The organism is Endozoicomonas sp. SESOKO4 (genome assembly GCF_024606275.1).
In genome coordinates this window covers 1-11,442 of record NZ_JAHHPS010000021.1, presented here as the reverse complement: position 1 = coordinate 11,442, position 11,442 = coordinate 1, and the positions used below count along the sequence as shown (strand labels likewise).

Below are 11,442 nucleotides of genomic sequence, written 5' to 3'. Positions count from 1 at the left end.
GTTGTCCGGGAATAGTTTCCGCCGCCCGTTCCGTACATCAAAGTGATGATCTGAAGTTTGTTTCGCCTACAGGGTTTGTCATCGGGTAACGTGCCTGAACCTGAATATCCGTTTGTGCGGGTAATGTGTGATGATTCATTTGGCATCAGCCTCCCATCGGTCATTGGCATTGCAGATAATGTGCCCGGCTCAGTTTTGATAGAAAAACTCTGGCTTGTCGAAACGCCATTCTGGTTGACCTGAACGATAAAACGGTAGGTCTGCGGCTCAACCGGGCAAACGAAAGGCACAACGACCAATACGTGCAGGAGTAAACTTTTAATGGTTTTATCCTTTGTTTTCTATGAATAGGAGCAGTGAGGATAGACGAGAGAAAAAGGGGCACGGAACGAAAAGTTAATGGTTCATGGATTTTCCCATTCTTGACAAACGTGCTGAAATTTTACTGAAACGCCGATGTTTTATACCTGACGACTGTCGACATACCCGGTTTGAGAAAAGCGATGAACTCAGGGACGATCTCAGAGTTTCAGTAAAGTGATTATCTGGCCCCGATGAGATTCGCCTGAATCGTCGAATGCGGTTGTAATGACGAATATTCAGCAGAGAACTGTAGACGTCAAACTCGGGGTGACAAAGTCATCATACAAATCGATAGGGTTACTGGAATTGGCTTAGTGGCAGAGCAGAAGAATTTTTCGAATACCTATTTTTATATAGTAATTTTAATGCCAGCCAGAACACACCCACCCATAATAAAAGCCACTGCCTGCAATCAGGAGTGGCTTTCGCCAACGGGAATTTGATTACTGACCGTAGCGATCCTGAAGTACTTCAAACACGGCACGAACCCCAAACGCTTCTCCACCTAGCGGGCGACCGGGCTGAGGACGAATATTCCAGGCCATGATATCAAAGTGAACCCAGGGAATGCCCTTGCCGACAAACTCCTGCAAATAGAGAGCTGCAGTAATAGACCCTCCATAAGGCTCCTTGGCGCAGTTGGTCATATCAGCGATTTCGCTGTTGAGCATGTACCTGTAGTCCTTGTGCAAGGGCATGCGCCAGATTGGGTCGTCCGTTTTGTCACCCGCCTGCATCAGTTCACAGGCCAGGGCCGTATCGTCAGTGTAAAAGCCCCCCACCTCAGTACCCAGAGCCACACGACAGGCTCCGGTCAGAGTGGCGAAATCGACAATCATGTCAGGATTTTCGGTACTGGCTTCCGTCAGTGCTTCACACAGAACCAGACGACCTTCGGCATCGGTATTGTGAATTTCTACCGTCAAACCCTGACGGGTTTTCACTATATCTCCGGGACGCAGGGCATTTCCGGCAACCGCATTTTCAACGGCTGGAATCAGCATTCTCAGACGAACAGGCAGGTTAAAGTCCATGATCAGGCGCGCCAGTCCGATGACGTGAGCGGCACCGCCCATATCTTTTTTCATCAGACGCATACCGTCTGCACCTTTCATGTCCAAACCGCCACTGTCGAAGCAGACGCCCTTACCCACCAGTGTGATCAAGGGATGCTTCCCGTCACCCCAGGTCATGTCAATCAGCCGTGGTGCGTGACTGCTGGCGCGCCCGACCGCATGAATGGTGGGATAATTTTGAGTCAACAGCTCATCACCTACCGTCTGACTGACTTTGGCACCAAACTCTTCGGCCAGCTTTTCTACGGCCTCACCCAGATGTTCGGGCATCATATCGCCAGCCGGAGTGTTCACCAGATCACGAACAATGGCCATCGCTTTAACAAATTTTTCGGCTTCTAAAACCTCTGCCTGCCTCGGCAGAATCAATCTTGGACGCTCTTTCTGTTCAGTTTTTTTGTAGCGGTCGAACTGATAAGCACCCAGCCCCCAGCTAAATGCGGCCAGTTTAAGAAGGTTTTCATCGCCCTGAAGTTTGTAGTCCCCAGCTGGCAGCTGATTGACCAAATTTCCGCAGATAAAGTGGCTGGACAGATCTTCAACACCGACAATAACCTGATCCACGACACCTTCTTCACCGGGAATCAGACTGATGCCCTCTCCTTTGAAGTCTGTGCAGGTCAGCCAGTTCTGTAGAGGTTCTGACTGCTCATCAAACCAGCGATCATAATCTGAAGTTTCCACCAGAGTCAGAGGAATACCGTGGTCACCAGCCAGCAAATAGGAATGCATAGATCTCTACCAATTGGGAATATGAGGGATTGAAAGACGACAATACAGAAAGATGGTACTCAGTATCGAGATGGCTTGCTAGCAAAAGCAGGGGCAAACCACAATATTGCCATTTGCCCCATGCTATCAAAGCCGCAGTAACCATGCCAGTGGACACAACCCATCTGGAACAGCAGAATAATTTTTCCGGGCTGTTGACAGGTTGGCTTAAGAAGCGATGATCAGCGTTCCGGAATCCAGTCGGAAGACTCTATCCATCTGTCTGGCCAGATTCATGTCATGGGTTACCACAACAAAACTGGTCTTGAACTCATTGCTGAGAGAGGCCATCAAATCATGCACTTTTTCTGCTGTATTAGGATCAAGATTACCCGTTGGTTCATCCATAAACACCAGATCAGGTTCAGTAACCAGGGCTCTGGCAATGGCTACGCGCTGGCGTTCTCCTCCTGACAATTCTGCGGGCTTATGTTTGGCCCTTGCCCCAAGCCCCACGGCATCCAGTAACTGTTCGGCTCTTTCCCTGATCTGTCTGATGGGTGTTTTCTTTCTCAGCAGTAGCGGCATAGAGACATTTTCCAGAGCGGTGAACTCAGGTAACAGATGATGGAACTGGTAGACGAAGCCCAGGTGGCGATTTCTCAGTTCATTCTGCTCTGCTTCTTTCATCGTTGCCAGCTCATGGCCGCAGACTCTGATTTCACCCGAAGAAGGACGATCCAGTCCGGCCAACAATTGCAGTAATGTCGTTTTCCCTGAGCCAGAGCTGCCAACCACCGCGACCCTCTCCGAAGGACCGATCACCAGGTTTAAGTCATTCAATACTTCCAGTTTTTCAGGGCCTTCATCAAAACTTTTGGCCAGTGCCCTGCACTCTAATACGGCGTTGATGGACTCATTCATAACGAAGTGCCTCTGCTGGCTGGGTTTTAGAGGCTCTCCAGGCGGGATACAAAGTGGCCAGGAAACTCATGGACAGACCTGCAATACTGATGACAGCAACATCGCACCATTGCAATTCAGAAGGCAGATAACTGATAAAATAAACGTCCGGGCTGAGGAACTGGATACCCAGACAGGACTCAAGAGCTGAAATGATTTCAGAAACGTTCAATGCGGCAATCACACCGAGCACAACCCCCAATAATGTTCCCACAATACCAATGAGAGACCCCTGTACCATAAAGATACCCATAATGGTTTTCGGACTGGCTCCCAGTGTTCTCAGAATAGCGATATCCGACTGCTTGTCAGTCACCACCATCACCAGGGTAGAGACGATATTGAATGCTGCTACGGCAACAATCAGCGTCAAAAGCAGGCCTACCATGGTTTTTTCCATCTGGATCGCCTGAAACAGTTGCCCCTGGGTACGAGTCCAGTCTTGCACGTAGTAACGCCCCGGCAGCTGAACAGCCACCTCCCAAGCCAGTTTGGGGGCAGCGAACAGGTTTTCCATTTTCAGACGGATGCCCTCAACACCTTCCGATACTCGCATGAATCGGGCAGCATCCTGAATGTTGATATAGGCCAGACTGCCATCCACGTCAGCGCCTACTGCAAAGATACCGACTACTGTAAAACGTTTGAGTCTGGGGAAAACACCCGCAAGGTTCACATTCGCCTCAGGCAGAACCATGGTAACCTTATCACCGGTCGTCACCCCAAGGGACTGAGCCATGATCTCACCCAGCACTATGCCAAACGTGCCGGCTTTCAGATTGTCGAGAGATCCCTGCACCATATTCTGATCGACAATAGACACCTCCTTTTCGAAGGCCGGATCAATCCCATACAGCATCGCTCCCCGAACCTCGCTGCCACTGGTCAGCATACCTTGACCATCGACAAAGGGAGCAGCGGCAACAATCCCCTCATGGGCAGAGACCTGCTCAAGAATATCCTGCCAATCCTGCATGCCGCCGGATGCCGAAGTAATGGTAGCATGGGGAACCATACCCAAAATGCGCTGTTTCAGTTCCCGATCGAAACCGTTCATGACAGACATGACAATGATCAGAACGCAGACCCCCAGGGTCAGCCCAACCATTGACATCAATGAAATAAAGGAAATGAAGTGATTCCTTCGTTTGGCCCGGGTATATCTGAGGCCGACAAAAAACGGTAATGGTCTGAACATTTAGATTTTATGAGGCGCCAATGATTGTAAAGTTCGCTATTATAACCCCAACAGCCCGGCACGAATAAGGCTGTTTGCATTTCCTTGCAAAAGCTACAGTTTCCCAGAACGATAATCAGGGCAGCAGAGCTGTTGCACCCGACCCACGAAAGTAAGAAAGTAGCAAGAAAAGAAAGTAGCGAGAAAAATATGCCTGTCATGAAACATTTATTATCACTACCGTCATTAGCCCTTTCCATGACTTTGTTGGGTCTTGGCAGCCTCAATCTGAATGCTTTTGCAGCAGAAGCCGGTGACTCGATTGCAGTACCCGTTGGCAGTCAGTCGGCTGAACTTCGCAGCACGGTTCTGTTGCCGGAAAGAGGTCAAAGCATGGAGTCCGTCAGGGATCGTCTGGGATCACCTGAAGTCTCTGAAACGGTCGGAAAACCTGCTATTACCAAGTGGCAATACCAGGACATGACCGTTTATTTTGAAGATAAAACGGTTCTGCGAGCGGTTGTGCACCCCAACTTCCAAAAAGCCGAGCCAACCGCTGTTGCCACTGAATCGTCAGTTAGACAGCCGTGAGCTGACGAACAGCCATGAGCTAACAGATGCCTTGAGGAATTTATAAAATTCGGGGAGTATCAGCTCCCTTATGGATCCATACCCGATTCAACAGCACGTTGTTGGGCCTGCTTAAAATCGTCGCCCATGAGCGCAAGCGCGTTCATACGAAACTCCTCAAATGTAACTTGTTGGCCATCCGGTTGATCTGGAGGAAATATCATTTTCAAAGTTTCAATTTTTTCCTCAGGGGTTTTATCACCAAAAGTAAGATCATGGAAAGCGGAGACCAGCTTCTTATTTTCCAGCATGTTTTTGTAGCCGTCGTGATCAACAAATAATTGTTGATCACCATTAATACTTTCCTTAATACTGAAAAACTTACTTTTGAATAATCCATACGGCATTACTTCAATATTAAAGCCCGAACCGTATCTTTGATTATTTTCTGAGAAGGGTGCTTCTTCCAATTGATTATAGAGATATTCTGCTATTGGTTGTAATGCTTCGGGATAGAGCTGAAAATGTTCAATATCGAGCGAAACCCAATAAATGAGACACTCTTCATTTTTATCGACCGTTTTAAGTGCTCTATCAATAGCATTATCCACCTTTACAAAAAGGTTCGGATACAATGATTCAAGTGCCTGAATATCCCGCTCTTCCAGGGTACGTTCACAGCGATATCCCATGGAAGAATCGCAGATATAATAAAAATCTGCATCATCAGCTATTTTTCTGTTTACTTTCGGTTCTACTTCCGCAGCGGCAACGGGCGAATAAGGAGAGCTGGCGTTGCCTGAAGAAGCGCAGAGTGCAGAGTTGTCCACACCCATTGGTTGTGCCGAGAAGCTCTGGCTTTCAGTAGATAAGCGTTCTCGGGGCGAAAATCTGGCATCCATAAAACAATTTCCTAATGATTTACCTGACTTATTGGAATTAAACAATCCAGTAGTTAAGCATTTGCTTCCACATAAAGCATTAACCAGTTAGTCAGTACAGGTAACACTGGATTCAAACAATAAGTACACTCGATGGGGGCAAGGGGAAATTGTTTCCGGCCAAGTTATCCCTGCATCGAAAAAAAATCACGCCATCAATAATGGCAGTATTAATGCCCCGTTGATCAATGGGCAGTTTGAATGACCGGGTCAGACAGAGAACGTTTTTTGCACTACGTTTTCTGTTTCTGTCGTTAAGTTGACCAGCATCAAGGATGGTAACGCTCTGATTTTTTTCCTGACAGGCTGCAGTATGTGCTCTTCCTGCAGGGTCATGAATTGCCAATTCGCCATTGCTATCACATCCTGCCAGTGTTGCCCAATGCCCCGAGATTCGTTTGTATTCAGCGGTGTTCTCATCGTAAACGTAAAAACCGATATTCAGCCAGGCCCCGTCTGATATCCCGATATTTTCAATGATTTGCTGTTGATTCGGTGGCTGCCTGGAATGTATATGGTTAAACGATGATTTGGCAGAAGCATACTCAGCCCGCCAGCCGTAGTAACGAATGTCTGGTGTCAGCTGATAATTTTTTTCCATAAACGAACGGACACCGGCCATCAGCTCAATAGGACCGATACCGTTTTCAACATTCTCATTCATACCAAACGCTTCAGCCAGTCTGATTACCAGGGCATGCTGATGTTCAAGTCCGGTAATGCCCAGCAATGGCGCCAGAGTATTGGCCACTGAGGTAGGGCCACAGATATGCCTGGACTGGAAGTTTTGCCCGTCAGTATTGATGTCATTTTGACAGAGATTGGCAGGCACGCTGGGAAAGTTTACCGCCGCTGTCGCAGATCTTTGGGTAATGGGTGTTTCAGGAAATGAGGTTTTGTAAGTTTTACTGCCGATGATGTTATTGCTTTGATGGCTAACCACTTCTGAACTCGTGTCTTTCTGGCCCGGTTTTATGTGCAATCCGTTAGTAACGTTCACAGTACTCATCAAACTATTCATATACAAAACCCCCTTTGGTTTACGGAATTCCTTTCCGATTCATAATTTATTTGACCGCATAATCACTAAATGGTTCCACAGACCTAATCATTGCACTGTACAACAACTCTTATTTATTCTTCTTTTCAATGAAGAATAGATTTGTACAGGTAAACTTTTGTAATGACGAACAAGATCTTCCGCATTCCAGCTAAAGCTGCCTTGATATTCATTATTTAAATAAAAAACTTCATGGTTTTGATTTTCAAAATAACCGACAATGCTGTTGTAGGGTAACGGGTCCTCGAAGCACACTTCATAACATGGTGCCTCACCTGCTCGAAAATAATCAGGATCAAGACCTCGAATGTTGTCCATTTTCGTGTCAATCATGTATTGATATTTCTTCAAGTCTTGACTCAAAAAGCCATTATTCCAACTCACTGATTGAGACGTAGCAACAATACCGGTGGTCTGATTAGATACAACGGGATTTAAATCAAAAAGTCCGGTATACTCAATCACCTCAGAAACCAAAACTCGATGATTCTTATCTCTTGGTATGCGAGGATAAAACCCTCCAGCTTCTTTGATTTCTACTAATGGTCTTGAATCGTAACGATATACCAGACCACGGAAATAGTTTTGTTTCACTTTCCTTTTTGAACCATCATTCAATTTTAATGAAAAACCCATCAGCTTCTCGTCGCCGACAATTCGACAGTCCAACTGATTAAACTTTGCCTCATCAACCTTAATTTTTGAAACCAAGCCAGTTGTTTCAGGCATAGCCCAACTTGTGCTGCCAGATGATGTCGCTTCCATTGAATAAGCCTCCCTTCTTATTTATCCAGATAAACTGAAAGATTAAAAAAATCATCAGCTACAATGACTCTTTACAGCGTTCAGGTAAATCACAAAAACGCCTGATCACTTTCAGTCAGTTCCCCTGATTGGAGTATTCACACCACAGAAAGTTCCCGACAGAAAACGAAACCAGAAACCATTGAAAAAAACGACCTTCACTGAACAGTCGCCTCTTCATAACACCAAAATGTCAGAGCAATCAGGCTGTTGCCGGTTTCACCTGACTTTTTTCTACCGGGTTCATCAACCTGTTCAGTTTAGGTGCCGTCACAAACATGATTACGGCTACCACCGCTGAAATCAGGCCCATGACTTCAAAGAAATGGCTGTAGATCGGCAGAGTATCCAATGCGGTCGCTGACTGACCAGAAGCCACAGTGGTTAAGCCCGCTACATAACCAGCCACTACTGAGGCTGCCGAAGTCGTCAGGAACCAGGCCCCCATAATGAAACCATGCATGCGCTCAGGCACCAGCTGAGCTACCATCGCCAGACCAAGACCACTGATCAGCAGTTCCCCCAGCGCCTGAGCCAGGTAAGTACCAACAATCCAGCCCGGCGCAACCAGCCCCTCGGCACTGGCAAACCGGGCAGCCAGAGGAATCAGCAAGAAGCTCACTGATGTCAGGGCCATACCCATGGCAAACTTGACCGGCATACTCATGGCTTTTCCGGTCACACCAGTACGGTTGTAAATGTAAGCCAATATCGGGCTGGCCACCATGATCCAGAATGGGTTAAGAGACTGGAAGGATAACGGGTTAACTTCAAAACCAAAAATAACATGCTCAACGTTATGAATGGTGAAGAAGTTGAGGGAGGTCGGCATCTGGTAGTACATTACCCAGAAGACAATCGCTTCCAGCATCAATATCAGAGCAACAATCATCTTGCCACGCTCAACACCGGCAGAACCCAGAATTTCTTTCAGGAAGATCACTACCACACCGCTCCCGACCATCGCCAACAGGACATTGGCAATAACCAGATGGTTCAGAACAAAGGCACAGGCAAAACACGCAGCAATAACACCGACAAAAACCAGTCCAAACTTCCTGTAGTTCAGAGGTTTAAAGTCAGGCTCAGAGCCATAACCGGCTACCCAGTGGCGAATGATGAAATAGTTAGCCAGAGCCACCAACAGTCCCAATGCGCTGACTATGAAGCCCACGTTCCAGCCGAAATGGTCCGCCACATAAGGTACAGTCAGCATAGAAATAAAGGAGCCTATATTGATCGCCATGTAGTACATGGTGAAGGCGCCATCCAGACGACTATCACCTTCTTTATAACACTTGGCCAGAAGGCTGGAAGGATTCGCCTTGAACAGGCCATTACCCACTGCGACAGTGGCCAGGGCAAGATAAACCATCTGCATGTCGTTGCCCGCTGCGGCCATGATGGCATAGCCAGTCATCAACACCAGGGCACCGAACACTATGGTCCGCTTGGTACCCAATACCTTGTCGCCCAGGAAACCACCAAGCGCTACCAGGCCGTAGACCAGAGCATTAAAGGCACCAAAGATAATAAACGACTCAGACTCCGGAACATCCAGTTCACGAACCAGATAGACGGCCAGAATAGCCTGAAGTCCGTAGTAGCCAAAACGCTCCCATAGCTCTAGAAAAAAGATCATATAAAACGGCCTGGGCTGTTTCAGAACGTTTAAAGACTGTTGCATATAAAAACTATCCTTTAACTCCGATGTTCGTCAGTCAATGTCTGTATTTCAGGTATTGTTCGATCTTCCTGATCGAGGAACCTCAAGCGCAATAAGCTCGACAGACTCCGGAGACGGGAGAAATTTCAATAAACTTAAACAAACATTTTCTGTTATTAATAAACTTATTGAGAGCTCTCACTTTGAATTTTTGGCGGGTCAGTACAAAGACCTTTTTTAATTAAGTCTTATTAAAAACGTTTCCAATAGCGGTAATTTTCACAGCCAGACAAGTAGATACCGGTGAACCGGACAGGACTGATGCCTAAATATTAGTGCCATTTACTTTTTTCATAATCATCCAGCTTCGACGAATCCGTTTTCTGCGGTGAAAATCACCCTCACAGAGCCCCCAGCGATAAGTCAATCACAAACTGTTTACTGTCAATCCCGGAAATTGTTGTGTCTGCAGCTGCCACCTGAACCGGCCACATTTTGACCCACAACCAGCATTACATCGGTGCCATCTCCATAATGATCAAAGGGACACTGCAATATGTTGGCAGGATCAGATTTAGTCTCAGCCCAGGGTCCACAGAAGTCACAGACTGGCATATGCCACCGAACGACAGCGGTCGTCTTGGGCGGGGTATCCCGGGATATGACAATATCCTGATATCGCGGTTTATCGCCAGTGGAACATTCTGTAAATATAAGATTCTTGTAATGGAGACCAAGTTTGCTAATGCCTAAGCTACCTGATGGCATTGAGTCAGTCGTCGGAGAATACACCCCATACATGCAAGAGCTGTCTGACCCAGCCTTGAAAGAGTAAGACACGCTATGGTCGGAATCATAGTTTCTTATAAAATAAATTTTCCGATCCAGTGCCTGAACAGTTCCGAATGCGAGCACAAGAATCGTTGACACCGCTAGCCTTGAAGTCAGCTTCATACTCCTCAGCTCCTGATTAGCTGCCCAAGAAGACAGGGTAAGACGCCTCAAACCCCGTTGTCGCTTGCATGGCTCGAAAGTGTAACTCTGATTTGCTGCCGGCTCAATTAACCTGAAATGATCTTTCTGAATATCAAAATCACCTTTAAGTTTCCTGGAGCTGGAAAAGGCAAACCAGAAAGGACCAATGCCTAAATAGCAGAGCCATTTTCTTTTTTCATAATCTTCCAGCTTCGATGAATCCCTTTACGCCGTTGAAAATCTCGATCAATGGTTTGATGAGTGATCTCTTCAACAAGAAATTCTGATTCAACTCGCGCATCCAGTTTGAACTTTCTAAAATTGTTAGAGAAATAGAGAGTACCATCCTTACTAAGCCTTTTTGCTGCCAGCTCAATTAACCTGAAATGATCTTTCTGAACATCAAAAACACCTTTTAGCTTCTTGGAGTTGGAGAAGGTGGGAGGGTCCATAAAAATCAGTTCGTACTCGCCGGTATCTTTTTCCAGCCATTTCAGACAGTCTTCTCGCTCCATCCGGTGACGGCGCTCGCTCAGACCGTTCAGGGCCAGATTCTTTTTACCCCAGTCCAAATAGGTATTGGAGAGATCAACGCTGGTAGAAGACACAGCTCCACCCATGGCAGCATGAACAGTGGCTGTGGCGGTATAACAGAACAGGTTGAGGAAGCGCTTGCCTTCAGCCTCTTTCTGCAGCCTCATTCTCATCAGGCGATGATCAAGAAACAGACCCGTATCCAGATAATCATTCAGATTAACCAATAAACGACAACCGCCCTCTTTTACTTCCATCAGCTGTTTCTGTTCGTCCTGCCGGACGTACTGACTGAAACCTGATTGCCGCTCGCGTCGTTTCAGGACAATGTTTTCATCCGGTATATTCAGTACCTCAGGTGTCACTGCCAAGGCTTCGATTAAGCGCTCCTGAGCTTTTTCTTCGTTAATGGATTTGGGCGCTGCGTACTCCTGAACGTGCACCCAGTCACGGTACACATCAACCGCTAAAGAGTATTCGGGCATGTCGGCATCATAGAGGCGATAGCAGTCGATGTTGTTTTTTCTGGCCCATTTGCTCATCTGCTTGAAATTTTTCTTCAAGCGGTTGGCAAACATGGTGGCCCCTTCAGAAATATAGGT

10 protein-coding genes are annotated in these 11,442 nt (G+C 46.9%); 1 reads left to right on the top strand and 9 read right to left on the bottom strand.

Translation table 11 applies throughout. The features are described from left to right. The 4 genes from KDK16_RS00355 to KDK16_RS00340 form a co-directional block, all read right to left on the bottom strand. The coding region (locus KDK16_RS00355) for a hypothetical protein (RefSeq protein ID WP_257274192.1) at positions 1–299 on the bottom strand (299 nt) is incomplete at its 3' end. A gap of 507 nt (positions 300–806) precedes the next feature. Continuing rightward, a complete protein-coding gene (locus tag KDK16_RS00350) occupies positions 807–2,171 on the bottom strand; it encodes a M17 family metallopeptidase (protein ID WP_257254159.1) in 1,365 nt (454 codons plus the stop codon). A gap of 207 nt (positions 2,172–2,378) precedes the next feature. Continuing rightward, entirely contained in the window at positions 2,379–3,074 is a 696-nt protein-coding gene (locus KDK16_RS00345; RefSeq protein ID WP_257254160.1) for an ABC transporter ATP-binding protein, read from the bottom strand. After that, positions 3,067–4,311 carry a lipoprotein-releasing ABC transporter permease subunit gene (locus tag KDK16_RS00340; RefSeq protein ID WP_257274191.1) on the bottom strand — a complete coding sequence of 415 codons (1,245 nt, stop codon included), beginning with the start codon at positions 4,309–4,311 and terminating at the stop codon, positions 3,067–3,069. The genes KDK16_RS00345 and KDK16_RS00340 overlap by 8 nt, the downstream gene beginning before the upstream one ends. Positions 4,312–4,395: 84 nt before the next feature. On the opposite strand from KDK16_RS00340, the gene KDK16_RS00335 reads away from it, so the two are divergent. After that, on the top strand, positions 4,396–4,881 hold the full coding sequence (locus KDK16_RS00335; RefSeq protein WP_257274190.1) for a hypothetical protein: 486 nt from the start codon (positions 4,396–4,398) through the stop codon (positions 4,879–4,881). Positions 4,882–4,949: 68 nt separating this feature from the next. On the opposite strand, the gene KDK16_RS00330 is transcribed toward KDK16_RS00335, so the two are convergent. The 5 genes from KDK16_RS00330 to rlmKL all read right to left on the bottom strand — a co-directional run. Further along, entirely contained in the window at positions 4,950–5,762 is an 813-nt protein-coding gene (locus tag KDK16_RS00330) for a hypothetical protein (RefSeq protein WP_257274189.1), read from the bottom strand. Positions 5,763–5,874: 112 nt separating this feature from the next. Further along, positions 5,875–6,822, bottom strand: a complete 948-nt coding sequence (locus tag KDK16_RS00325) for a hypothetical protein (RefSeq protein ID WP_257274188.1) — start codon at positions 6,820–6,822, stop codon at positions 5,875–5,877. An 87-nt stretch (positions 6,823–6,909) separates the two neighbouring features. Further along, positions 6,910–7,626 (bottom strand): hypothetical protein, encoded by a 717-nt coding sequence (locus KDK16_RS00320; protein ID WP_257274187.1) that lies wholly within the window; start codon positions 7,624–7,626, stop codon positions 6,910–6,912. Positions 7,627–7,867: 241 nt separating this feature from the next. Further along, the gene (locus tag KDK16_RS00315; RefSeq protein ID WP_257274186.1) at positions 7,868–9,352 is read right to left on the bottom strand and encodes an oligopeptide:H+ symporter; all 1,485 of its coding nucleotides are present in this window, start codon (positions 9,350–9,352) and stop codon (positions 7,868–7,870) included. Between the two features lie 1,124 nt (positions 9,353–10,476). After that, positions 10,477–11,442, bottom strand: a 966-nt coding sequence (rlmKL, locus tag KDK16_RS00310; RefSeq protein ID WP_257274185.1) for a bifunctional 23S rRNA (guanine(2069)-N(7))-methyltransferase RlmK/23S rRNA (guanine(2445)-N(2))-methyltransferase RlmL, incomplete at its 5' end; no start/stop codon positions are given.

Coding starts and splice junctions, on each gene's coding strand:
- KDK16_RS00315 (WP_257274186.1), bottom strand. CDS start 9,352: ATGCAACAGTCTTTAAACGTTCTGAAACAGCCCAGGCCGTTTTATATG.
- KDK16_RS00320 (WP_257274187.1), bottom strand. CDS start 7,626: ATGGAAGCGACATCATCTGGCAGCACAAGTTGGGCTATGCCTGAAACA.
- KDK16_RS00330 (WP_257274189.1), bottom strand. CDS start 5,762: ATGGATGCCAGATTTTCGCCCCGAGAACGCTTATCTACTGAAAGCCAG.
- KDK16_RS00325 (WP_257274188.1), bottom strand. CDS start 6,822: ATGAATAGTTTGATGAGTACTGTGAACGTTACTAACGGATTGCACATA.
- KDK16_RS00340 (WP_257274191.1), bottom strand. CDS start 4,311: ATGTTCAGACCATTACCGTTTTTTGTCGGCCTCAGATATACCCGGGCC.
- KDK16_RS00350 (WP_257254159.1), bottom strand. CDS start 2,171: ATGCATTCCTATTTGCTGGCTGGTGACCACGGTATTCCTCTGACTCTG.
- KDK16_RS00345 (WP_257254160.1), bottom strand. CDS start 3,074: ATGAATGAGTCCATCAACGCCGTATTAGAGTGCAGGGCACTGGCCAAA.